Raw genomic sequence first — 24365 nt, 5'->3', positions numbered from 1 at the left:
ATGAAAATAATCTCGGATTTCGGTCGAAAAGCGTGGCGCTCAGCGCAATTGCCGCGCGGCTTGGACGATCATCTCTTGCGTATGGAGCACCCGCGCCGGGGCGCTGCGCCCGCGCCGGGAGGCCAGCCACAGCTCGTGCCAGCGACGCTTCGGCAACGGGGTGACGGAGAGCTGCGCCTTGTCTGCGAAGGCCTCGACCCCGCTGCGCGGCAGGAGGGTGTAGCCGATCCCCCGGGCAACCGGGGCGGGGATCTGGCCGATCTGGTTGACCGAGCCGCGCAGGCGCAGCCGGTCAGCGCCGGGATAGTCCTCGGGGAAGTTCAGCTTCAGCAGGTCGTCGGCATAGGCGTAGCCGTCTGGATGGGCGATGAAGCCGTGCGCGTCGAGATCGGCGAAGGTGGCGGGCGGCGCAGCCCCGGCAGGCAGCAGGAGGCACAGCTCTTCGCGCCCGATATGCTGCGCCTCGAGCCGCGCGTGATCCGGGTCCGTGCCGAGCACACCAAGGTCGAACCGCCCCTCCAGCAGTCCCGCCAGAATATCCGCCTGTGGCGCGGCCTGCAGATGGACGCTCAGCTCGGGCGCGCTTTGCATCCACTCCAGCAAGATCGGGTAGAGCAGCATCGCGAAACTTCCCGAGCAGGCAATCTGCACCGACCCCGCATCCCGGTCATCGGTCTCGATCGCGTCGCGCAGGCGTTTCTCCTCGGCCCGCCGCGACAGGCCGAGCGCGAAAACCGCCTCGCCCGCCGGGGTCAGCGTGAAACTCTTGCCCTGCCACGTGATCAGCTTCTGTCCGACCTGAGCTTCCAGCTTCTTGAGGTGCTGGCTCACGCCCGGCTGGGTCATGTGCAACCGCTCCGCGGCGCGGGTGAAATGCCCGGCCTCGCAAAGCGCGGTGAAGGTTTCGAGCCAGGTTGCGTTCAGCATGAGGGATAACGGATCGTTATTGTTTATATAGAATATGATAATTTCACATGAGGGGCATGACAATCCATATCGCTGTCATCGCAACCTGAAAGGAGCCTTGAGATGGCAACCACCCCGCGCACCTTCTCCCATATCGGCCTGTCAGTCCCCGACCTCGAGGCCGCCGTGACGTTCTATTCCGAGGTTCTCGGGTTCTATGTCGTGATGGAGCCCTCCGAGGCCGTCGAGGATGACAGCGCCATCGGCGTGATGTGCACCGATGTGTTCGGGCCCGGCTGGGGCTCGCTGCGGATCGCGCATCTGTCGACCGCCGATGGCATCGGTATCGAGATCTTCGAGTTCCCCGGTAATTACGCGCCCGAGGACAAGCTCGAACACAAGCGCCACGGCACCTTCCATTTCGCCGTGCAGGACCCGGATGTGGAAGGGTTGACCCAGCGCATCGTCGAGGCCGGCGGGCGGCAGCGGATGCCGATCCGGGAGTACTTCCCCGGCTCCAAGCCCTACCGCATGGTTTATGTTGAAGACCCGTTCGGCATCGTCTTCGAGATCTACAGTCACAGCTATGATCTGACTTATTCGGCAGGCGCTTACGTCTGATTTCTCATACCGGCCCCGTTGTTGCGGGGCCGGTGTCTCGCCAGCTGCCGCTGGGACATCGCACGACCTCGCAAAAAAATTTTGTTTTCCTGCATCCGATCCGCATCTGGCCGGGTCTAGGGGGCATGGACGGCGCGAAAGGCGCTTGCCGCGAACAGGGAAACGAAAGGAATAACCATGCTGAAACTGACCCTCTCGACCGCTCTCGTCACCGCAATGGGCGCAAGCAGCGCACTGGCGGCCTCGGCTATCGGCCTCGTGGGCGACAAGACGCTCGTGATGTTCGACACCAACACGCTCGAAGTCACTGGCACGATGGATGTCACCGGCACCGCGAAGCTGCACGGGATCGACCTGCGCCCGTCGAACAAGACGTTGGTCGCGGTGGATGCCGATCAGGCGCTCTACACGATCGACATGGAAAGCGGCGCTGCGACGAAAGTCTCGCAGATGGACAAGATGCTGCCCGTGGACGGGCCGGTGATCGTCGATTTCAACCCGAAGGCCGACAAGCTGCGCTTCATGTCGGGCACCACCAATCACCGCGTCAATGTCGAGACCGGCGAAGTGACCGTCGATGGCAGCCTCGCTTATGAGGAAAAGGACATGCATGCGGGCGAGGCCCCGGCGATCGCAGCCGCTGCCTATGCCAACAGCTACGGGATGCCCGACAGCACCGCGATGTATGACGTGGATTCCACCATCGTCGCGCTGATCCAGCAGACCTCGCCCAACGACGGCACGCTCGCCGCTATCGGCAAGTTCGGGATCGACATGCCGGGCGAAGGCTATGCGTTCGACATCCAGACCACCGAAGACATGAAAAACACGGCGTGGCTCGCCACCGGGAACATGCTCTACACCGTCGACCTCGAGAGTGGTGAGGCGATGGGCAAAGGCATGGTCGAAGGGGCCGGCGGCGACATCCGTGACTTGACGATCCTGCCGGCGATGTAAGTGGGGCGCCGGTTGTGGCCGGTTCGTCAAGACGAGGCCACCCGGAGTCCCCCGGGTGGCCTCACCAATTCGGGCGCAGATCACGCGCGAAACCGCCGCAAGCGGGCGCGCGTAGGCGCAGGCTGAAGTAAACTATTCTTTCCAAACCCTTAAAATTCACCGTGCCGTGCCCCAATTGTGATCAATTCCCGATCCCAATTTCGAGAAGGGCGAGCCCCAGATGACCGAACCCACCAAAAGACTGAGCGCGGCCGAGACCAAGGGTCTGCGCACCGCGAAGGAGTTGGAGGGCCATCTGGCCTGGCTCGACACGATCACGCCGGCGGCGCTGGGCGTGCTGGCGATCGCCTCGGGGATCTACACCTATCTCGGCGTGTCCTCGATCCTCGAGGATAACGGCGCGATGAGCTTCTTCGCGGCGCTGGCCTATTCCATCGCCGTCTCGGTCGGGATTTTCGTCTTCTGGAGCTACATGCTGCGGCTTTTGCCCGCGATGCGCACGGCGAGCGGCTTTCTGGGGCTGACGGTCTCGACCATCGTGGGCTCTCTGGCCATTGTCGCGATGTCGAGTTGGCTCAATGCGGCGGCGCTGGCGGGGTCGGCGGCGGTAGAGCAGCATCTGGACACCACGGTGCGCGACTACCAGTCCGCGCTGGAGCAGGCCCATGACATTGCGCTCTCGGCGCAGGCGCTGGGCCGCGAGGTCGAACGCGCGCGTGCGGCCTTCGAGGCGCTGGCGGATCAGGAGCAATCGGGCCAGCTTTCGGGCACGGCAGGGCGGGGTGCGGTGTTCCGCGTGCTGACCCAGAAGACCGAGGAACTGGCCAATCTCGAAGAGCAAATCCGCGCGCAGCAGCCGCTGATCGACGACTCCTTCGAGACCGGCAACCAGATTCTCGGGCGGATGCGCGCGCTGATCGTGGCGCCCGGTCCAGTGGAGAAACGCTCGGTCGAATTCGCCGAGCAGAGCGTGCGGCTGGCGGGCGTGATCGCGCGGCTCGATCAGCTTTCCGTCGCGCCATTGGTGGCGCGAGCGGCGCAGGATCTGCCGGCGTCGGTGGTGCTGCCGGAACTGGACGGGCGCACGACCAATGTCCGCGACGCGCAGTCGTCGACCATCGATTCCGTGCTGGAAGCGCTCGATCAACGGGGCCGCACGTTGGAGCGCGCCGCCGACGAGGTTCTGGCCCGCGATCCGCCGATCCAGACCGCCTATAACCCGATCACCAGCGCCGAGGCCGTGATCCGCTACGCGGGCAGTTTCGTGCCTTCCTGGGCCGGGGCGATTGCGATCGACCTGCTGCCCGCCGTACTGGTCTTCGTGCTGGCGGTGACGCAGGCCGCGATCCGTTCGGGCCGCGACGGGCTGCCGATCGAGGAGACGCTGACGCTGGCCGATCTGAAAGCCGCGCTGAACGCGATGCGCGATGTCGAGCAGACGATGGGAGGCGCGGATGCCGAGATGCTCAAGCGGGTGTCCGAGAAAGTCGATCCGCCTGCGCCCGCGGATCCGCCGCCGCGCCCTGCGGAGAGCTGAGCGATGCGCCTGTCGCTCCCGCGCTTCGACCGGTTCGACGTGCGCCGCTGGCTGCGCGTCGTGCTGCTGGTGCAGGTTGGCATCGCCGTGGTGATGATTGCGGGCGACTGGCTGGGGCGCTATCGCCCGCAGCCGCCCTCCGCCGTGCCGGAGATGACCACGCCGGTCGCGCCGGGCGATCAGCGCCGCCGCTTCGATCCCGCGCGCCCGACGCCGCGCCGCGATGCGCCTGCGCTGCCGCCGGGGATCGAACTGCCGTCGAACTATCCCGACCGGCTGACCTTCGAGCGCGAAGAGGTCGAGGGTATTGGCTCGGTGCTGCTGCTGAACGGCGCCATCGCGCCGGGCGATGCGGATCGGCTGGAAACCTATCTCGCGGGGCTCACCGAAGGCGACGCGCCCGAGGAGGCCCCGGGGACGGTCGCGCTGAGCAGTCCGGGCGGCGAAGTAAGTGAGGCACTGGCGATTGGCCGCGTGCTGCGCGAGGCCGAGAAGAACACCGTGATCCTGCCCGGCATGGCCTGCATGTCGGCCTGTCCATATATTCTCGCCTCCGGACAGGAGCGCCGCGTCTCGCCCGACGGATATGTCGGGATGCACCAGCATTATTACGACGAGAACCTCTACATGCCCGCCTATTTCGCGGTCGAGGAAATCCAGCGCGGGCAGGGGCGGACGATGGAATATCTGATCGACATGGGAGTCGATCCCGGCGTGATGATCTATTCGCTGACGACCCCGCCGGAAGACATCTACATCCTGCTGCCCGAGGAGCTTCTCGACAGCCAGCTCGCGACGGCGATGCTCGAGTGATCCGGCGCGGCGACACGGCCTGACGACGTTGGGTCAACCTGCGATCCGAGCCTGCCTCTGCGCCTGAACACGAAAACTTCGTCTACTTCCGGTTGACGGCAGGATTTAGCCGAGTAGAGAGGCCATCGCGATTTTGTGCTGGCGTTTGCAGTGCGTGATCCGACACAACAAAGAAAAACAACGTGGGTGCACGATGCGCCCCGACTCCTGAGCAGAAGCGAGCTACCCTCGTGTCAGATACCCTATCTCCGACCGGGCAGAAGCCTGCGCCGGTCTCGGTTCAACCTTTCCAGTTCCGCGGTCTGTTCCTGACCGCCATCGCGCTACGGCTCGAGACCGACGCGCCCGATGACGTGTTCTATGCCGCGCTCGATGCGCAGCTTGCGAAGACGCCCCATCTGTTGGCCGGAGCGCCGATGGTGCTCGATTTCGCGCAGGTGCCGGAGTTCTCGAAACCGGCCGATGTGCGCGACATGATCGACAACCTTTTCGCGCGCGATCTGCAGATCTTCGGGGCGCAAAACGCCACCGAGGCGCAGCTAAGCGCAGTAAAAGGCTACGGAATTATTCCGATCAAGGTGGGCCGCGAGACCGCGATGCCCGAGCCGAAGCCGCAAAAGCCGCAAAAGCCGCAGCCTGCGGCGAAGCGGGCGGCCCCGCCGGTCCCGCGCAACAAGGTCGTGCAGACGCCGGTGCGTTCGGGCCAGATGATCGTGGCCGAGCATGGCGATCTGACGGTGGTCGGATCGGTCGCCTCGGGCGCGGAACTGGTCGCGGCGGGCAACATCCATGTCTACGGCACGCTGCGTGGACGGGCGATGGCAGGCGCACATGGCGATGAGAGCGCGCGTATCTTCTGCCGCCAGCTCGACGCTGAATTGCTCGCGATCGCGGGCCTTTACAAAACGAGCGAAACCATCCCCGCGGAGCTTCGTCGCAAGCCCGTGCAGGTTTTCCTCGACGATGACAAACTCTGTGTGGAGGCGTTCGAATGACGCAACTCAAGGACGATTCGCCGCTCGGCAAGGTGATCGTGATCACCTCGGGCAAGGGGGGCGTGGGCAAGACCACGTCCGCCGCCGCAATCTCTGCCGGTCTCGCCAAGCGTGGCCATAAGACCGTCGTGATCGATTTCGACGTGGGCCTGCGCAACCTCGACATGATCATGGGTTGCGAGCGCCGCGTGGTGTTCGACTTCATCAACGTCATTCAGGGCGATGCGCGGCTCAAGCAGGCACTGATCAAGGACAAGCGGGTCGAGACGCTCTCGATCCTGCCGACCTCGCAGACGCGCGACAAGGATGCGCTGACGCAAGAGGGCGTCGAGAAGGTGCTCGACGAACTGCGTCAGGAATTCGATTACATCATCTGCGACAGCCCCGCCGGGATCGAGCGTGGCGCGCAGCTCGCGATGTTCTTCGCCGACGAGGCGGTCGTCGTGACCAACCCCGAAGTCTCCTCGGTGCGCGACAGCGACCGGGTGCTGGGCCTTCTGTCCTCGAAGACCCGCCGGGCCGAAAGCGATGGCGAGCCGGTCAAGGCGCAGGTACTGCTGACCCGTCACGACCAGTCGCGCATCGACAAGGGCGAGATGATGACGGTCGAGGACGTGCTGGAGCTTCTAGCGGTCCCGCTGATCGGTATCGTGCCCGAAAGCACCGCCGTACTGCGCGCGTCGAACACCGGTATGCCGGTCGTGCTCGACGAGCCGTCGAGCGCCTCGGCGGCCTATGACGACGCGGTCTCCCGGCTGCTGGGCGAGGATATTCCGATGCGCATTCCGGGCGAGAAGCGTCCCGGCTTCATCGGTCGTCTCTTCGGGCGGTCCGCATGAGCCTGTTCGGTTTCTCGCTCAAACCCCGCCGCGCGAAATCGGCGCAGACGGCCAAGGACCGTCTGCAGATCCTTCTCGCGCATGAACGCGGAAGCGGGTCGGCGCAGGCCGACTACCTTCCCGATCTGCAACGCGACATCCTCGCGGTGATCCGCAAATACATGCAGATCGAAGAGGATGGCGTCGATATCCGGATGGAGCGCAACGACGATATCTCGAGCCTCGAGATCAATATCGAGATGCCCTCGGATTCGGAGAAAGCCGCCAAATCCGCGAAGCCCGCGAAACCGGCCGCCAAGTCGGCTGCCCGGAAGTAAGCGTTTCTAGAGATGCTCCGGCGCGGCGGATTGGCTGCGCCGGAGAACGCTCTGCCGATGGCCGGCGTGCCAGAGATAGAGCGCCAAGCTCCCGATCACGATCGCTCCGCCGATTAGCATCGCGCGGCTCGGAGCCTCACCCGTTCCCCACCAGACCCAGATCGGCCCGAGGATCGTCTCGAGCAGCATCAGCAGGCTGACATTCGAGGCCGAGGTGTAGCGCGAGGCAAACGACAGCGACATGAACGAAATCGGCAGCACCACGCCGCCCGCCAGCGCGATTGCCCAGATCTGACCGCCCGTCACGGCCGCGCCTCCCGTCCAGAGCAGCGCTGAAAGTCCGGCCAGCCCGGCCCCGGAGCCGACTGCGAGCAGGATCGGCAGATGCGGATTGCGCCGGATCGTGACGAAAGTCGTCGACAGGCTCAACGCGACCCCAAGCCCCGCAAGCGCGCCGTAGACCGGATTGCCGCCCACGCTCGCAGGGGCAGGGCCGAAGACGGCCAGCCCTATCCCGCTGAGAACGGCGGCGATGGCGAGCCATGTGGACCAGTGGGTGTTCTCACGCAGGAGCAGGCGGGACAGCAGCGCCGCGAAGACCGGCACCGTCGAGACGCTGAACAGCACGACCGACACCGGGGCGGCGGCGATCCCCACGGCAAACAGCGTCATGTTCGAGAAATGGCAGGCGACCAGCACTAACCCCGCGCCGCTGGCGAGCGCGCGCAGGTCCCGCTTCAGGTGACGTCTGCGCAGGACGATCGAGGTCAGCCACATCGCGCCGCCCATCAGCAAGCCGCGCCACATCACCATCTGCGCGCCGCTCATCTCCGACCAGCGCATCAGCAGCGTGTCGGGCGAGATTGCCAGCGCGCCGAACAGCGCGAGGAATATCCCGAACATCGGATGTCTGGTCATGATGGGGCTCCCTGCGCGCGGACCGCGCGTCTGGCGATCTCTACCGGGCTCCGCGCGCGGTTCCAAGGCCGGGCAAGAGAACACCGGCCCGAGGGAAGCGGGCCGGTGTCCCAGATCGCAAGGATTTTGGGAGATCAGTTCGGCAAGGCTCCGCAGAACCCGCCGCTTGCGACCTGACCGGATCCGAAGGCAAAGGCCGGTGGGGCTTGGTAGGGATTGAGCGGCGCTCCGATCAGATCGGCGCCGATCAGAAGAAGCAGTCCCGCGATAGCGGTGAAGGCGGTCGCTTTCCGGGTCATGCGCGCGCCTCCAATCCGAGGAGGGGCCGCAGGCGGATGCCCACGAAGGCGCCCGCGAAGGCAGCGGCGAACCAGACCCAGCCATGCAGGCTGCCCGTCGAGATGCCCGAGAAGAACGCACCCACGTTGCAGCCGAAGGCCAGCCGCGAGGAATAGCCCAGCAGGAAGCCTGCAATGATCGTCGCGACCCAGGCGCGGGCCGGGTAGCTCGGCAGTTTCTGCGACAGCCCGCCCTGACGCCACGCAGCCACGCCGAACGCGCCCGCGATCAGGCCGATATCGGTGAGCGAGGTGTAGTCGGTCAGCAGGCTCTCCTGCACGCGGGTGATCGAGCCGGGGGCTGCGTAGAAGGCCGATTGCGTCAGGTCGAAGCCCATTCCGTTCACGCCCTTGGCGACCCAGAGGCCCAGCCCGTAGACCACGCCCCAAGGCTGCCCTGCGACCAGCAGGTTCGCGATGGCGAGCGCTGCGAGGACGAGGGCCGCGATGATGTAGCGCCGCGGCAGGCTTCGCGAGCCGCGCTTGCCGAGGAAGAACACGGTGGCCGCGACCAGCGCCAGCAGGACCAGCGTGACGGTCAACCCGCTCGTGCCGCGCAGCGTCAGGATCGGCAGCGCGCCGAGGTTGGTCCACCAGATCAGCCCATAGGCGCCGAAGAAGCTGCCGATGGCGAAGAACGGGAGCGCGAGCAGGCCGATCGGGTTGCCCGAGCCTGCGTTCACAAGCGTGCCCGAGCCGCAGCCCATCACAACCTGCATCGCCGCGCCGAAGACAAAGGCGCCGCCGACCATCGCGAAGCCGATCGGGGCCTGCGCGCCGGTTAGCTCGCCCGGATGGCTCGAGATCGCCGGGATCGCGACGATGGACACCAGCGCGATGGCCAGAAGCTGCGCGAGGATGCCCGCAGGCTCACGCCGCACGATCATCGCGCGCCAAGGGCCCGCAAAGCCGAAGCGCAGCCCTTCCAGCGCGATACCGAAGCCCAGCCCGATCGCCAGCATGAAGCCGTAGCGCGCGCCGCCGAACAGCGCGAGGGCCGCGACCGCTGCAAGGGCTGCGAGGATCAAAGCACTGCGCCGGGCGATTCCGCCCGACGCTGCCTGCCGTTCAAGAATGGCAGTGTTCATCATCAGCCTCCGGTGAGCTGGTTGAGCAGGTTGCGCAACAGGCCGGGCGTGTTCGCCATCTCACCGTCGGTCTTGGAATATTCCACCATCGAACCGGGGTAGAGCTTCACGTTCTCGATGCCTGCGAGCTCGGACATGGCAAACCAGTCGGTCGCGGCCCAGTGCCCGGTATTGCAGAAGGACACGACCTCTTCGCCGTCCTTGATGCCCAGCTGCTCTTTCAAAGCGGCCGCATCGGTTTTCGCGTCGATCACCGTCGCGCCCGAGCGGAAGAACTTGGTGTAGGGCAGGTTCTCGGCGCCGGGCAGGGTGCCGGGACGCGAAGCGGCGGAGTGCGCTTTCTTGCCCTCGAAGAAGGCGGGCGGACGCGCATCGACGAGCACAGCCTTGCCCTTGCCGTTGACGAGATCGCTCACGGCGGGCGTCTCCGCCGTCCAGCGGTCGTTCCACGTCAAATCGAGATCGGTCGGCATCAGGTTTTCGGTCACGTCCGACATCGGCAGGCCAGCGTTGGCCCAGGCGGTCGTGCCACCGTTCAGGATCGACAGCTCGGTGAAGCCAGTGCTTTTCAGCGTCCAGTAGACGCGTGCGGCTGCGCCGAAGTCAGTATCGGTATCGCCCTGCGCGATGATCACGATGGGGCGGTCGGGCTCGAGCCCGATCTGCTCGAAGGACGCCTGCAGCTTCGTGATCGGCGGCACTTGGCCGGGATTGTTATCCGGGCCGCGGAACAGCGAATAGGGCGCATAGACGGCTCCGTCGATATGGCCTTTTTCATAGCTGCCGGTGCGAATGTCGAGCAGCACCGGATCGACGGTGTCGATCTCGGCGTTCAGCTCGCTCGGGGTGACGAGCGGGCCGAGATCGCTGGCCATCGCAGAGCTGGCGGCGAAGAGAGCAGCGCCGGTCGCGACGGCTGCGGAAATACGTGCGAGACGGGTCATGGAAAACCTCGCTGGTTAGGGATTTTGTCCCAAATTGTTCAGGATTTCCGTGATGGCAAGCTTATGCGGGTCGCTGTTCCTATTGCGCGGAAGGAAAATATTCCGGTATCGGCGTGGTTCGCGTGATTTGCGTCCCGTTCCGTAGGGCAGCTTGGACGCGCGGTCCATCGCGGCGCTGAACCGCGCGACCGCGTTTTTATTCGCAGCGGGACGCCTTTCGGCCCCGATATCGGGGTTCCGGCGGCGCGGCTGCTCTGTGTTGCGAGAATCGCCTGCCGCGCCCCCGGGTTGGCAGTTGCCGCCCGATGTCGTTAAGGATTGGGCAAGATGCGCGTCTGGGGAGGATCAACGTGAGCAAGTTATTCGTCGGTGTCGATGTCGGAACCGGTTCGGCGCGCGCAGGGATTTTCGATCGAGAGGGCACGCTTCTCGGCGTCGGCAAGCACCCGTTGGAGATGTGGCAGGACGATCATGGCCATGTCGAGCAATCGAGCGCCCAGATCTGGCAGGCGGTTTGCGATGCGGTGAAAGGGGCCTTGGCGGCCTCGGGGGCCGACCCGCGCGATGTCGCGGGGATCGGGTTCGACGCGACCTGTTCGCTCGCCGTGATCGGCCCGGAGGGCGGGCTGCCCGTGGGCGATCCTGATGCGCCCGAGCGCGATGTCATCGTCTGGATGGATCACCGCGCCCGCGATCAGGCGGCGCGGATCAATGCGGGCGATCACGATGTGCTGCGCTATGTGGGCGGGCGCATTTCGCCGGAGATGCAGACGCCGAAACTGATGTGGCTGCGCGAGGAGCGCCCCGAGATCTACGCGCAGGCGGTGCAGTTCTTCGACCTTGCCGATTTCCTGACATGGAAGGCGAGCGGCGCTCTGGAGCGCTCCGCCTGCACGGTCACCTGCAAATGGACCTATCTCGCCCATGAGGGCCGCTGGGATCCGGCCTATTTCCACGCGATCGGCCTTGGCGATCTGGCGGAGGACGGCTTCGAGCGGATCGGCGCGCGCATCGTCGATCCGGGCACGCCGCTCGGGGCAGGGCTGACCGGAGACGCCGCCGTGCAGATGGGCCTGACGCCCGGCACGCCGGTCGCCGCCGGGCTGATCGACGCCCATGCCGGCGGGATCGGCACCGTCGCGGCGCAGGGCGGGTCGGGCGATCCGGCGCACTGTTTGGGCTATGTGTTCGGTACGTCCTCCTGCACGATGACCTCGACGCGCGAGCCTGCCTTCGTTCCTGGCGTCTGGGGGCCGTATTTCTCGGCGATGATCCCGGGGATGTGGCTCAATGAGGGCGGTCAATCCGGCGCGGGGGCGGCGATTGCGCAGCTCGTGCAATTGCATCCGGCAGCAGCAGAGGCGCGTGAGCGGGCGCAAGCCGCAGGCAAATCCGTGCCGGAATTCCTCGCCGATCTCGCGCTCGAGACGGCGGGTTCGCCCTCGGAGGTGGCAAGGCTTGCCGAAGCGCTGCACGTGGTGCCGGAATTCTTGGGCAACCGCGCGCCCTTCGCCGATCCCGATGCGCGGGCGGTGATCGTGGGGCAGGGGATGGAGACCGGGCTGGACTCGCTCGTGGCGCTTTATGTCGCGGGGGTGTGCGGGCTGGCCTATGGCCTGCGCCAGATCATCGAGGTGCAGGCCGAACATGGCGCGCCGATCTCGGAGATTTCGATCTCGGGCGGGGCGGGGGCGCATCCCGTCACCCGTCAGATCATCGCCGATGCGACCGGGCGCGACGTCGTGGTCACGCGCTGCGAGGAGCCGGTGCTGCTGGGGGCTGCGATGCTCGGCGCGGTCGCGGCGGAGGGGTTCGACGATCTGCAAGGCGCTATGGGCGCGATGTCGCAGGTCGCGACCCGGTTTGCACCCGCAGGCGGCGCGGTGGAGGTGTTGCACGCGGCGCGGTTCAACGCCTTTCTAACGCTGCAATCGACGGCGCGATCCGTGCGCGAGAGCATGGCCAAGGCAGCCGAGTGACGGGGGTGGCTGACAAGGTATGACGCTGCGGCGCAGTGCGGATTGGAACGCAGCGCTTGCTTTCGCGGGTCCGGTTACGGACACTCTGCGGATTATAGAACGCGTTTCGAAACCCAAATCTTGAAAGCCAAATCGTGACCAGACCCAGCCGCCAGCAAGAGCGGATCGACCAGATAACCGCCTTGCTCGATGTCTCGCCCGCCCTGCGTTTGCGCGACCTGTCCGAGCAGATGGGCGTGACCGAGATGACCCTGCGGCGCGACGCGGCGCAGCCCGAAGCGGGGTTTGCCTGCCGGGGCGGCTATATCGTCACCACCCGCACGACCGAGCATTACGACTTCGACGCGCAGATGAACCGCGCCATCGACGCGAAGCGCGCGGCGGCGGGTCATGCGCTGGATCTGGTGCCCGAGGGCGCGGTCGTGTTCCTCGATACCGGCACCACGCTGCCCCATCTCGCGCGGCTCCTCGCACAGGGCAAAGCGCGACGAATCATCACCCATTGTCTGACCACGGCAGAGATTCTTCAGGGGCGCAGCAGCGTCCCGGTCGAGTTTCTGGGCGGCGAAATCAAGTCGAGCACGCGCTCCTGCCATGCGGGAAATCCGCACGACCGATTGGCGCCTTTGAACGTCGATGTGGCGTTCCTGTCCGCGGGCGGGCTCGATTCCGACGGGGCGCTGAGCTGTTCGCACGACTATGAAGTCCCCTTGAAACGTGCGGCGATAGAGCTTTCAAAACAGTGTTTTGTCGTCATGGACGCCAGCAAGATCGGCCAGCGCAAGCCGGTCGTTTTCGCGACTCTCGACGAGGTTTCCGGCGTCGTCACCGAGGCCGGACTTCTCGCTGCAGCGCAGCTTAAGATGTAGTTGACACTTCCCTTCATCCCCTAGATGGTCCCGAGTTATGTTGCGATCGTAACATTACTTGGAGGGCCGGTTTCGGCATGCGCCTGAACCGGGAAACGCGGACGAGGAGGTCCGCTTGAAGGGAGAATTATCATGAAGCTCGGATTCATTCCGGCCGCTGCATTCGCGGTCGCCATGGCCACCCCGGCACTGGCGCAGCAGGTTGTCGACACGAGCAATGTCGACAAGGAAATGCTCAGCTCCGACAAGACCTATCACATCGCGACCGTTGTGAAGGTGGACGGCATCGCGTGGTTCGACCGGATGCGTGACGGCGTGAAGCAATTCGGCGACGACACCGGCAGCGACACCTGGATGGTCGGCCCCTCGCAGGCGGATGCGGCAGCGCAGGTGCAGCTGATCGAGAACCTGATCGCGCAGGGCGTGGACGCCATCGCCGTCGTGCCGTTCTCGGTGGAAGCGGTCGAGCCGGTGCTCAAGAAGGCGCGCGATCGCGGCATCGTCGTGGTGAGCCACGAAGCCTCGAACATCAAGAATGTCGATTACGACATCGAAGCCTTCGACAACAAAGCCTACGGCGCGGAGCTGATGGACCACCTCGCCAAGCAGATGGGCGAGAAGGGCAAATATGTCGCCACCGTCGGCTCGCTGACCTCGAAGTCGCAAAACGAGTGGATCGACGGCGCGATCGAGCGTCAGAAGCAAGCCTATCCGGACATGTCGCTCGCGACCGATCGTCTCGAGACCTATGACGACGCCAACACCGACTACAACAAGCTGAAAGAGGCGCTGACCGCGCATCCCGACATCACCGGTGTCGTGGGTGGTCCGATGCCGACCTCGGCGGGCGCCGGTCGTCTGATCGCCGAAGGCGGTCTGCAGGGCAAACTGCATTTCGCGGGCACCGGTCTTCCGTCGGTCGCCGGTCAGTACATCTCGCAGGGCGATATCAACTACATCCAGTTCTGGGACCCGGCGGTCGCAGGCTACGCGATGAACATGATCGCACTGGCCGAGCTGAAAGCGCGTGATGCGGGCAAGGACCATGCCGACATCAAGGCGGGCACCAACCTCGGTCTCGAAGGCTATACCAACCTCAAGGAAGCCGATAGCGCGGACGCGAAAGTGCTCTACGGGGCCGGCTGGGTCGGCGTGACCAAGGACAACATGGATCAATACGACTTCTGATCCCTGACGGTTCTCAAGCTCGGGTGGCGCGCGCGATCGCGCCACCCGTTGCCGACCTGCCTGCGAGGAGACCCCCATGGCCACCGCTCCCCTGATCGAGCTGCGCAACATCTCGAAGCGCTTCGGCGGCGTGCGCGCGCTCGATGACGTGTCGCTGACGCTCGACGCCGCCCGCATCCACTGCCTCGCCGGCGAAAACGGCTCGGGCAAATCCACCCTGATCAAGATCGTCTCGGGCGTCTATCAGCCCGACGAGGGCGAGATCCTGATCGACGGCAAGCCGGTCGGCAAGCTCGATCCCGCGACCTCGATCGCCCATGGCGTGCAGGTCATCTACCAGGATTTCTCGCTGTTCCCGACGCTGACGGTCGTCGAAAACCTCGCGCTCAATACTTTCCTGCGCGAAGGCAAGACCCGGATCGACTGGCGCCGGGCGCGCAAGATGGCGCGCGACGTGCTGGCGCGGCTCGATGTGACGCTCGATCTCGATGCGACCGTCGAGACGCTGCCCGCCGCAGGCCGCCAGATCGTGGCGATTGCGCGTGCGATGCTCGCCGATGCGCGGCTGATCATCATGGACGAACCCACGACGACGCTGACCGGTCGCGAAGTCGAACGCCTCTTCCGCATCGTGCGGGATTTGCAGGCCGACGGCATCGCCACGCTCTTCGTCAGCCACAAGATGCGCGAGATGCTGGAAATCTCCGAGCGTCTCACCGTCTTCCGCAATGGCAAGAAGGTCACCGAAGGCCCGATCTCGGATTATGACGAACGCTCGATCACCCGGGCAATGACCGGGCGCGACCTGCATCAGGGGCATTTCATAGCCCCCGATGTCAGCGGGCGCGAACCGCGGCTGGAGCTGCGCAACGTGACCGTTGGCGACAAGGCGCAGGGCATCAACCTGACGCTTATGCCGGGCGAGATCGTCGGCATGTCCGGCCTGATCGGCGCTGGCCGCAAGGCTATCGCGCAGGCGATCTTCGGTCTGCGCAGCGACATGAGCGGCGAGATGCGGGTCGACGGGAAACCCGTGATGCCGAAGAACGTCCCCGAAGCGATCGCGGCGGGCATTGCCTATGTGCCCGAGGATCGCCTGTCCGAAGGGCTCTTCCTGACCCGCTCGATCCGAGACAACGCCATCGTCTCCTCGCTGAGCCGTTTCGCGCCGCATCTGTGGCTCGATGCCGAGAAGGCGGGGGAGGAGACCCACAAGATGTTCGGCGAGATGGCGATTTCCGCACCGGGGATCGACGTGCCGGTGGGCACGCTTTCGGGCGGGAACGCGCAGCGCGTGATGATCGGCCGTTGGCTGATGACCGATGCGCGCGTGCTGATCCTGAACGGCCCGACCGTGGGCGTCGATGTCGGCTCGAAAGAGCAGATCCACGGCATCATTCAGGACCTGACCCGCAATAACGATCTGGCGGTGCTGATGATCTCGGACGACCTGCCGGAGCTGGCCGCGAACTGTAACCGCGTGCTGTGCATGACCGCGGGCCGCATCACCGGAGAACTGGCGGGCGACGCGCTGACCGAAGAGGCGCTCGACGCGGCGCTGTCCAATGAGAAACAAGGAGAGCCCGCATGAGATTCCTGCGCAGCTCCGACGCGATCATTCTGGCGATCCTCGCGGTCGCGATGATCTTCATCGGGTTGGTGAACCCGGCCTTCTGGCAGATGTCCAACCTGTTCAGCCTGCTCAAGGAAAACGTCGTCATCGGCATCATGGCGCTTGGCGTGCTGCTGGTGATGATCTCGGGCGGGATCGACGTGTCGTTCACCGCCTTCGCGGTCGCGGGGATGTATCTCGTGGTCCGCTCGATGGTGGCGCTCGACTATAACGGGCTGGTGCTGCCCTTCGCCTCGGCGATCATAATCGGCGGGCTTCTGGGCCTGATGAACGCGGGCATCATCCACAAGTTCAAGATGATCCCGCTGATTGTGACGCTCGGCACCGCGTCCGTCGTGCGCGGGCTGGTTCTCGGCCTCGTGGGCACATCGAACGTGAACATCAACAAGATGCCCGAGGCGCTGGTGAATTTCGGCAAGACGGACCTGTTCGTGCTCGAACGCGCGAACGGCTCGACCTACGGGCTGACCGCGATGATCGTGATCTATCTCGGCCTCGCCGTCGCGCTGCATCTGGTGCTCAAACACACGATGATCGGGCGTTCGGTCTATGCCTATGGTGCGGACCCGGAGGCGGCGAAACGCGTCGGCTTCTCGACCGGTCGCACGATGATCTTCGTCTATGTCACGGCGGGCGCGTTGGCGGGCTTTGCGGGTCTGTTGCACAGCTCGATGATCTGGCTCGCCAATCCGCGCGACTTCGTGGGGCTGGAGCTCGACGTGATCGCGGCGGTGGTGCTGGGCGGCGCGTCGATCTTCGGCGGGCGCGGCACGGTGCTGGGCACGGTGCTGGGCGTGTTCATCCTCGTGATGATCCAGAATTCGCTGATCCTGATGGGGATCGACACGACATGGCAGCGGGTCGTCGTGGGCGCGATGCTGGTTGCGGCCGTGACCGTGACGGCGCTGCGCGACCGCAGGGCTTTGGTGTGAGGCAGGGGAGATGATGATGAGCGAGACCAAGACCAACGCCACCTCCCGGCCCGGCCTGCGCGGCTGGCTCAAGGGCGAGGCGGCACAGACCAACGTCATGCTGGCCGTGACCTGCGTGCTGGTGCTGATCGCGATGACGGCGCTGCGGCCCTCGATGTTCCTGTCGTCTTACAACTTCGAGTCGATGGCCTTCTTCATGCCCGAGCTTGGCATCCTGTCGATCGCGATGATGATCGCGATGCTGACCGGGGGGATCGACCTCTCGATCGTGGGCGTCGCGAACCTCGCGGGCATCACCGCGGGCACGCTGTTCGGCGCGATGGCGGGCGATGGCGGCTCGGGTGCATTGGGCCTCGGCCCGGTGACGCTGGGCGTGAGCGCGGCTCTGATCGTGGGGCTGCTGGCGGGGCTGTTGAACGGCTTCCTGATTTCGGTGCTGAAGATCACGCCGATCCTCGCGACGCTGGGTACGGGCCAAGTCTTCATCGGGATGTGCCTCGTGCTGACGGGAGGGCCTGCGATCGTCGGCTTCCCGCCGGGCTGGAACGCGATCGGCAACGGCAAACTGCTGGGCATCCCGGTGCCGCTGGTGATCTTCGTGCTGGTCTGCATCGCGCTGTCGCTGCTGCTCGCGCGGACGTCCTTCGGGCTGCGGCTGAAGCTGATCGGGACGAACCCGAAAGCGGCGGTCTATGCGGGGGTCAAGCGCGGCCAGATGATCCTCTATTCCTACATGCTGACGGGGATGCTGGCCGCGATGGCGGGGATCCTGCTGTCGGCGCGGACCAATGCGGCGAAGTCGGATTACGGCGCGTCCTACCTGCTGCAGGCGGTGCTGATCGCGGTGCTGGGCGGGACCAACCCGGCAGGCGGTCGCGGCAATGTGCTGGGCGTGGCCCTTGCACTGATCTCGCTGACGCTGTTGTCCTCGGGCTTCCAGATGATGCGGGTCTCGAACCACCTGATCGATTTCGTCTGGGGCGCCTTCCTGATCGGGGTGATTGCCCTCAATTCCTGGCGTCGCCGGAAAGGAGCGTAAGATGAGCGTGATCATTCCTCTTCCGCGTGAGCGGTTCGGACTGGCCCCGAGCGTGCTCGCCAAGACCGACAGCTTCACCGTCACCGGCTGGCGCACCGCGCTTGGCATCGAGATGATCGGCGTGGACACGCCGCGCGGCCGAGTCGAGATGCTGCCCTACATGGGCCAGATGCTCTGGGATGCGGTGTTCGACGGCGTGCGCCTGACGATGGACAGCGCCTTTCCCGAGCCGCGCCCGGCGCAGGTGATCGTCGAGACCTATGGCTGCCTTGCCTATCACAGCGGCTTGCTGCGCAACGGTTGCCCCGGTCCGCAGGACGACCATCCGCTGCATGGCGAGATGGCCTGCGCCACGATGGACGCCGCCCATCTGGAGATCGGCGAGGACGGGCAGGGGGCGTTCCTGCGTCTTGGCGGTCACGTTGATTACATCCGTGGCTTCGGGCCGCATTACCGGGCGATGCCCTCGATCACGGTGCGGGAGAGCACGTTGGTCGAGATGGCGATGACGGTCGAGAACCGCTCGGCGCTGCCGATGAACCTGATGTATATGTGCCATGTGAACTTTGCCTTCGTCGAAGACGGGCGCATCCATCAGGCGGCCCCCTTCACCCCTGAGCGTACCCGCGTCCGCCGCGACGTGCCCGCCCATGTGCAGCCGACGAGAGCCTATACCGATTTCATCGAACGGCTGGCCGAAGCGCCCGAAGACAGCGCAACGCTGGACGCGCCCGAGAAATGGAACCCCGAGCAGGTTCTCTATATCGAGCGCCCTGCCGCCGATGCCTCCGGCGAAAGCCATGCGCTTTTGGAGCGGCCCGCGGGCGACGGCTTCTCGATGAGCTGGCGGCCCGATCAATTCGACCACCTCGCGCGCTGGATCCTGAACGGCGAGGATGCCTCGGTCGCGGCTTTCGCGCTGCCGTCCACCTGCGAGCCCGAGGGCTACACGGCGGAGAAGGCGAAGGGCCATGTCCGCAGCCTCCCAGCCGGAGAGACCGCGCATTTCGCGACGCGCTTCGGCTATACTGACAAGGCCGAGACCACCGCGCTCGCCAAGACGATTTCCGACCTGACGGAGAAAGAGAATGCCTGAGAAGATAGCCGTCGTCGGCTCGAACATGATGGATCTGGTGACCTATATCGACCGGATGCCGGGACGCGGCGAAACCTTGGAGGCCCCCGATTTCGCGATGGGGTTCGGGGGCAAAGGCGCGAACCAGGCGGTTGCCGCCGCGCGTCTGGGCTCGGATGTGGCGATGGTCACCTGCGTGGGCGATGACGGGTTCGGCCCGCAGGTCCGCGCCAATCTGGAGACCAACGGGATCGAAACGACCCATGTGCGCACCGTCGAAGGCTCGGCCTCGGGCGTGGCGCCGATTTTCGTCGAACGCGATGGCGAGAATGCGATCCTGATCGTGAAAGGGGCCAATGCGGCGCTGGCCCCTTCGGATGTCGATGCGGCGGCCGAGACGTTGCGCGCAGCCTCCGCGATCCTGATGCAGCTCGAGGTCGATCTGGAAACCGTCTATCACACCGTGGCTTTCGGGGCGCGCGAAGGGGTGACGACGATCCTCAACCCCGCGCCTGCGCATCCCGATCTGGATATCGCGCGGCTCGACGGGCTCGACTGGTTCTGCCCGAACGAGAGCGAACTGGCGATGCTCTCGGGTCTGCCCACTGGCACCGATGACGAGGTGATCGCCGCCGCGCGCAGCCTGATCGAACGCGGAATCCACAATGTCGTGGTGACGCTCGGCGGACGCGGCGCGCGTCGGATCACCGCGGACACCGTCGAAGAGATCGCACCCGTCTCCGTGACCCCGGTGGACACGACCGGCGCGGGCGACGCTTTCATCGGCAGCTTCGCGCATTTCCTTGGCCAAGGGATGGAGCCCACCGCGGCCCTGACCCGCGCCGCGCGCTATGCCGCATTGTCGATCACCCGTCGCGGCACGCAGACCAGCTACGCGACGCCCACCGAATTCGACGACTTTCTTTCCGAGCATGGGCTCGGCTGACTTATGCTGATCTTGTCCCGATCGCGCACGCCCGGGAATTATTCCGGACGTGGCGGCGAGGCTGTGACGAGTCCCGATTTAGGAGACACGCAATGAAGACCGAAATGAAAACCGAGACGCATGCGGAAGGGGCTTTGGTGCCCGCCGCCGCTGCCGCAGGGGAGCATGCGCGCAACCCCGGCATGGCGCTCGATGTGGGCATGTTCGAAGGCCACCGGGTCAACCGCGCCGCCGCGGAGCGCCGCTGCGCGACGCTCACCACCCGGCGCAGCGTGAAGAAGGCGCATCAGGCGGCGTGGCTGGTCAACGCGGTGCGCTGCGTCGACCTGACGACGCTTGCGGGCGACGATACGGAGGGCCGGGTGAAGCGCCTCTGCGCGAAGGCGCGCAAGCCCTTGGCTTCGCATATCGAGGCGGGGCTGGGCCTGAGCGCGGGCGAGCTGACCGTGGGCGCGGTCTGCGTCTACCCGACGATGGTGCCCCATGCCGTCAAGGCGCTGGAAGGGTCGAATATCCCCGTGGCCTCGGTCGCGACGGGCTTCCCGGCGGGTCTGATGCCGCTGCATCTGCGGCTCGAGGAAATCCGTTGGGCGGTGGCGCAGGGCGCGGCCGAGATCGACATCGTGATCAACCGCGAACTGGCGCTGACCCGGAACTGGCAGGGCTTGCATGACGAGATCGCGGCGATGCGCGAGGCCTGCGGCGACGCGCATATGAAGGCGATCCTGGCCACCGGCGAGCTGGAGACGCTGAACAACGTCTATTCCGCCTCGATGGTGGCGATGCAGGCGGGGGCAGATTTTATCAAGACCTCCACTGGCAAGGAAGGCGTCAACGCGACGCTGCCCGTCAGCCTGACCATGCTGCGCGCGCTGCGCGATTACGGGATGGCGACCGGCCACCGCATCGGCTTCAAACCGGCAGGCGGGATGAAGCAGGCGAAAGAGGCGCTGGCCTGGCAGATCCTGATGAAAGAAGAGCTGGGCCGCGACTGGCTCAACCCCGACCTGTTCCGCTTCGGCGCAAGCTCGATGCTGGGCGATATCGAGCGCCAGCTGGAGCATTACGTCACCGGCCGTTACGCCGATAGCAGCCGTCACGCGCTGGCCTGAGGAGAGACAAAATGAGCATTCAGAACATCCTCGAAACCATGGAGTATGGCGTGGCCCCCGAAGACGACAGCCAGGCGCGCAAGTGGCTCGCCAAGCATGAGGGCGGCTTCGGCCATTTCATCGACGGCGCGATGACCAAGCCGGGCGATCTGTTCGAGGTCCGCGATCCGGCGAGCGACACGGTGCTGGCGCGCGTCACGCAAGGCACGGCGTCGGACGTGGATGCCGCCGTCTCCGCCGCGCGCAAGGCGCAAAGCGGTTGGGCGAAGCTGTCGGGCCATCAGCGCGCGAAACACCTTTATGCGCTGGCCCGCCACGTCCAGCAGCACTCGCGCCTTCTGGCGGTGCTGGAAACCCTCGACAGCGGCAAGCCGATCCGCGAGAGCCGCGACATCGACATCCCGTTGGTCGCGCGCCACTTCTATCACCATGCGGGCTGGGCAGAGATCTTGGAGGACGAGCTGCCGGGTCATTCCGCTCAGGGCGTCTGCGGCCAGATCATCCCGTGGAACTTCCCGCTTCTGATGTTGTCGTGGAAGGTCGCGCCGGCACTGGCCGCTGGTAACACGGTGGTGCTGAAGCCCGCCGAATATACGCCGCTGACCGCGCTGGCCTTCGCCGAGATCGCGCAGGAATGCGGAATCCCGAAAGGCGTGATCAACATCGTCACCGGCGACGGGGAAACCGGTGCCGCCATCGTCGGCCATGAGGGGATCGACAAGCTGGCCTTCACCGGCTCGACCGATGTGGGCCGCATCCTGCGCGAGCGCACCGCCGGGTCCGGCAAGGCGCTGACGCTGGAACTGGGCGGCAAATCCCCCTTCGTCGTCTTCGAGGACGCCGATCTGGATGCGGCCGTCGAAGGCGTGGTGGATGCGATCTGGTTCAATCAGGGTCAGGTCTGCTGCGCCGGCTCGCGCATCCTCGTGGCCGAGGCCGTGGCCGAGCGGTTCGAGACGCTGCTGCGCGCCCGGATGAAGACGCTGCGCACCGGCGATCCGATGGACAAGAGCACCGATATCGGCGCGATCGTGCACCCCTCGCAGCTCGCGCGTATCCGCGATCTGGTCGAGAAGGGCGCAAGCGAGGGGGCGACGCTGACCCAAGGCGCAGCCCCGCAGGGCTGCTTCTTCCCGCCGACGCTGGTGACGGATGTCGAACCCGCAAGCGTTCTCGCGACCGAGGAAATCTTCGGCCCCGTGGTCACGCTCACCACCTTCCGCACTCCCTCGGATGCCGTGGCGCTGGCCAACAATACCCGCTACGGGCTGGCCGCCAGCATCTGGTCGGAGAATGTGAACCTGTGCCTCGACATCGCAGGGCAGGTGAAGGCCGGGATCGTCTGGATCAACTCGACCAACATCTTCGACGCGGGCGCGGGCTTCGGCGGCTATCGCGAGAGCGGCTTCGGCCGCGAGGGCGGGCGCGAAGGCATGCGCGCCTATCTGCGCAACCCGGCGGCGGCCACCGGCAAGGGAAAGGGCACGACGCCCGCCGAGCTGGAAACCGGCCCCGCAGACACGATCAAGGGCGGCGAGATCGACCGTACCGCGAAGCTATATGTCGGCGGCAAGCAGGCGCGGCCCGATAGCGGCTACAGCTATCAGGTGAAGGGCGGCAAAGCGGTCGTCGGGCTCGCAGGGTTCGGCAACCGCAAGGACATCCGCAACGCGGTCGAGGCGGCGCATAAGGCCAAGAGCTGGGGCAAGGCCACGGGCCATAACCGCGCGCAGGTGCTCTATTATATCGGCGAGAACCTCTCGGCGCGCGGCGCGGAATTCGCGGCCCGTCTCGAAAGCTTCGGCGCCTCGCGCAAAGCCGCCGAGGCCGAGGTCGAGACGGCGGTGGAGCGCTGCTTCTGGTATGCCGCACAGGCCGACAAGTTCGACGGCGCGGTCCACGCGACGAAGTCGGACTTCGTGACGCTGGCGATGAACGAGCCGATCGGGGTGATGGGGCTGGTGGCGCCCACCGCGCAGCCGCTTCTGGGGGCGATCTCGCTGGTGCTGCCCGCGATTGCGATGGGCAACCGGGTCGTGCTCGTCCCGAGCCAGACCCATCCGCTGGCCGCGACCGACCTCTATCAGGTGCTCGACACCTCCGACGTGCCGGGGGGCGTGGTCAACATCGTCACCGGCCCGCGCGACGAGCTGGCGAAGACGCTGGCGGCGCATGATGGCGTCGATGCGATGTGGTATTTCGGCAATGCCGAGGGCTGCCAGATGGTCGAGGCGCAAAGCGCCGGGAACCTGAAGCAGACCTGGGTCGAAGCCGATGACGCACGCGATTGGGGCGCCCGTGCGGGGCAGGGGCGCCTGTTCCTCGACCGCGCGACGCAGGTGAAGAACATCTGGGTGCCCTACGGCGCGTGAGGCCTCTGACAGAGCATCGAGAAAGCGGCCCCGAGAGGTCAGGCCTTCTCGGCAAATGGTGCGGGTGAGAAACGTGAAGGCTCGAAGCGCAATGGTCGCTTCGAGCCCTTCACGAGCACCGCAGCTACAGGGATTTCGAGAGCAGGTGCGGGTCACCGCCTTCTGCCCGGAAGCCGCAGCTTTCGTAGAATGGTCGGGCCGTAACGGTGCTTTCCAAACGGCAGCGCCGGATGCCATGCGCGCGCAAGACGTCCTCCAAGCCTGAGAGAATAGCTTTGCTGACGCCACCAAAGCGGGCATCGGGATGGACATAGTTCAAGAGGATGTCGCCGCTCAGGCTGGCCATCCCGACCCCTATGATCTTCCTGTCCCGCTCGGCCACCAGCACCACGGCGTCATCCCGCGCGATCCACTGTCGCCAAGTTTCTACTGTCTTGTTGCCAAGCCAGTCTTCGATTTCGGGCGGATCGTTCTGATGATCTGCAACACAGAGTTCGGTGATTGAGCGACGCAGGGTGGTGACAGCCTCAACAGCATCGGCCTCCATCGCTTGCCTGATTTCGATCATGCTTCCTCACTCTCCGCCTCTAGATTACCGACGCCGCGTTTTCCCGCAACAGCAGCTTCGTCACGCCTAACCGACATCCGCCGCAGACGGCTCCCGACGATCTTGTCTGGAGCTGCTGATCGACATGGCGTCGCGTCTACAAGGCGTTCGGCCCTACGCTGCACCATTTACTGCAAAGGGTTGGCCCCGAAACGGGCCGCTTTTTCATGCGGGATCGCCGCGCGCAAAGCCGCGCCAGGCGGCAATCGCAAACAGACGCGACCGAGCGGCGCGTGATGAAGTCACTTTAATTTCAGGGGAGTAGTGGCAGTCCGTAGGGGAATCGAACCCCTCTTTCCAGGTTGAAAACCTGGCGTCCTAACCGATAGACGAACGGACC

At 65.5% G+C, this 24365-nt stretch carries 23 protein-coding genes and 1 tRNA gene; 17 read left to right on the top strand and 7 right to left on the bottom strand.

Annotated elements, in window-relative coordinates:
- Positions 1–39 precede the first annotated feature (39 nt).
- Entirely contained in the window at positions 40–927 is an 888-nt protein-coding gene (locus tag BMI86_RS12975) for a LysR family transcriptional regulator (protein ID WP_078541786.1), read from the bottom strand.
- 102 nt (positions 928–1029) lie between these two features.
- On the opposite strand from BMI86_RS12975, the gene BMI86_RS12970 reads away from it, so the two are divergent.
- The 7 genes from BMI86_RS12970 to minE all read left to right on the top strand — a co-directional run bounded on the left by BMI86_RS12970 (position 1030) and on the right by minE (position 6985).
- A complete protein-coding gene (locus BMI86_RS12970) occupies positions 1030–1527 on the top strand; it encodes a lactoylglutathione lyase family protein (protein ID WP_078541785.1) in 498 nt (165 codons plus the stop codon).
- A gap of 177 nt (positions 1528–1704) precedes the next feature.
- The gene (locus BMI86_RS12965) at positions 1705–2484 is read left to right on the top strand and encodes a DUF4394 domain-containing protein (RefSeq protein ID WP_143594795.1); all 780 of its coding nucleotides are present in this window, start codon (positions 1705–1707) and stop codon (positions 2482–2484) included.
- Between the two features lie 220 nt (positions 2485–2704).
- Positions 2705–4021 carry a hypothetical protein gene (locus tag BMI86_RS12960; protein ID WP_078541783.1) on the top strand — a complete coding sequence of 439 codons (1317 nt, stop codon included), beginning with the start codon at positions 2705–2707 and terminating at the stop codon, positions 4019–4021.
- Between the two features lie 3 nt (positions 4022–4024).
- A complete protein-coding gene (locus BMI86_RS12955) occupies positions 4025–4834 on the top strand; it encodes a hypothetical protein (RefSeq protein WP_078541782.1) in 810 nt (269 codons plus the stop codon).
- Between the two features lie 230 nt (positions 4835–5064).
- Positions 5065–5829, top strand: coding sequence for a septum site-determining protein MinC (gene minC, locus BMI86_RS12950; RefSeq protein WP_078541781.1), 765 nt, complete (start codon positions 5065–5067; stop codon positions 5827–5829).
- Positions 5826–6668: a septum site-determining protein MinD gene (minD, locus tag BMI86_RS12945; RefSeq protein ID WP_078520208.1), complete on the top strand. Its 843-nt coding sequence runs from the start codon at positions 5826–5828 to the stop codon at positions 6666–6668. Before minC ends, minD begins: the two co-directional genes overlap by 4 nt.
- On the top strand, positions 6665–6985 hold the full coding sequence (gene minE / locus BMI86_RS12940; protein WP_210402721.1) for a cell division topological specificity factor MinE: 321 nt from the start codon (positions 6665–6667) through the stop codon (positions 6983–6985). The genes minD and minE overlap by 4 nt, the downstream gene beginning before the upstream one ends.
- Before the next feature lie 6 nt (positions 6986–6991).
- Here minE and BMI86_RS12935 read toward each other — a convergent pair whose 3' ends face one another.
- The 4 genes from BMI86_RS12935 to BMI86_RS12925 form a co-directional block, all read right to left on the bottom strand.
- Complete coding sequence (locus BMI86_RS12935; RefSeq protein WP_078541780.1) at positions 6992–7903, bottom strand: DMT family transporter; 912 nt, start codon at positions 7901–7903, stop codon at positions 6992–6994.
- Between the two features lie 134 nt (positions 7904–8037).
- Positions 8038–8202 (bottom strand): hypothetical protein, encoded by a 165-nt coding sequence (locus tag BMI86_RS21275; RefSeq protein WP_166741305.1) that lies wholly within the window; start codon positions 8200–8202, stop codon positions 8038–8040.
- Entirely contained in the window at positions 8199–9329 is a 1131-nt protein-coding gene (locus tag BMI86_RS12930; protein WP_246831723.1) for a YeeE/YedE thiosulfate transporter family protein, read from the bottom strand. Before BMI86_RS12930 ends, BMI86_RS21275 begins: the two co-directional genes overlap by 4 nt.
- A 2-nt stretch (positions 9330–9331) precedes the next feature.
- Positions 9332–10273, bottom strand: a complete 942-nt coding sequence (locus BMI86_RS12925) for a rhodanese-like domain-containing protein (protein WP_078541779.1) — start codon at positions 10271–10273, stop codon at positions 9332–9334.
- A 305-nt stretch (positions 10274–10578) separates the two neighbouring features.
- Between BMI86_RS12925 and BMI86_RS12920 the strand changes: the two genes are divergently transcribed.
- From BMI86_RS12920 to BMI86_RS12875, 10 genes are all read left to right on the top strand, one after another.
- A complete protein-coding gene (locus BMI86_RS12920) occupies positions 10579–12252 on the top strand; it encodes an FGGY-family carbohydrate kinase (RefSeq protein ID WP_210402720.1) in 1674 nt (557 codons plus the stop codon).
- Positions 12253–12386: 134 nt separating this feature from the next.
- Positions 12387–13121, top strand: coding sequence for a DeoR/GlpR family DNA-binding transcription regulator (locus BMI86_RS12915; protein ID WP_078541777.1), 735 nt, complete (start codon positions 12387–12389; stop codon positions 13119–13121).
- A 132-nt stretch (positions 13122–13253) separates the two neighbouring features.
- A complete protein-coding gene (locus BMI86_RS12910) occupies positions 13254–14309 on the top strand; it encodes an autoinducer 2 ABC transporter substrate-binding protein (RefSeq protein WP_078541776.1) in 1056 nt (351 codons plus the stop codon).
- A 76-nt stretch (positions 14310–14385) separates the two neighbouring features.
- Entirely contained in the window at positions 14386–15900 is a 1515-nt protein-coding gene (locus tag BMI86_RS12905) for a sugar ABC transporter ATP-binding protein (RefSeq protein ID WP_078541775.1), read from the top strand.
- Complete coding sequence (locus tag BMI86_RS12900; protein ID WP_078520201.1) at positions 15897–16874, top strand: ABC transporter permease; 978 nt, start codon at positions 15897–15899, stop codon at positions 16872–16874. Before BMI86_RS12905 ends, BMI86_RS12900 begins: the two co-directional genes overlap by 4 nt.
- Positions 16875–16890: 16 nt before the next feature.
- Positions 16891–17913 (top strand): ABC transporter permease, encoded by a 1023-nt coding sequence (locus BMI86_RS12895; protein WP_078520571.1) that lies wholly within the window; start codon positions 16891–16893, stop codon positions 17911–17913.
- A gap of 1 nt (position 17914) precedes the next feature.
- Complete coding sequence (locus BMI86_RS12890) at positions 17915–19009, top strand: DUF4432 family protein (RefSeq protein WP_078541774.1); 1095 nt, start codon at positions 17915–17917, stop codon at positions 19007–19009.
- Complete coding sequence (rbsK, locus tag BMI86_RS12885; protein ID WP_078541773.1) at positions 19002–19934, top strand: ribokinase; 933 nt, start codon at positions 19002–19004, stop codon at positions 19932–19934. Before BMI86_RS12890 ends, rbsK begins: the two co-directional genes overlap by 8 nt.
- Before the next feature lie 182 nt (positions 19935–20116).
- Positions 20117–21046, top strand: coding sequence for a deoxyribose-phosphate aldolase (gene deoC / locus BMI86_RS12880; RefSeq protein ID WP_078542087.1), 930 nt, complete (start codon positions 20117–20119; stop codon positions 21044–21046).
- Between the two features lie 11 nt (positions 21047–21057).
- A complete protein-coding gene (locus tag BMI86_RS12875; protein WP_210402719.1) occupies positions 21058–23418 on the top strand; it encodes an aldehyde dehydrogenase family protein in 2361 nt (786 codons plus the stop codon).
- Positions 23419–23542: 124 nt separating this feature from the next.
- On the opposite strand, the gene BMI86_RS12870 is transcribed toward BMI86_RS12875, so the two are convergent.
- A complete protein-coding gene (locus BMI86_RS12870; RefSeq protein ID WP_078541772.1) occupies positions 23543–23986 on the bottom strand; it encodes a GNAT family N-acetyltransferase in 444 nt (147 codons plus the stop codon).
- A gap of 304 nt (positions 23987–24290) precedes the next feature.
- Positions 24291–24365: transfer RNA gene (locus BMI86_RS12865), tRNA-Glu, on the bottom strand.

This window comes from Thioclava sp. DLFJ5-1 (assembly GCF_002020115.1).
Classification (GTDB): domain Bacteria; phylum Pseudomonadota; class Alphaproteobacteria; order Rhodobacterales; family Rhodobacteraceae; genus Thioclava; species Thioclava sediminum.
The sequence above is the reverse complement of the archived record's forward strand: the minus strand, read 5'-3'. Positions and strand labels throughout refer to the sequence as shown.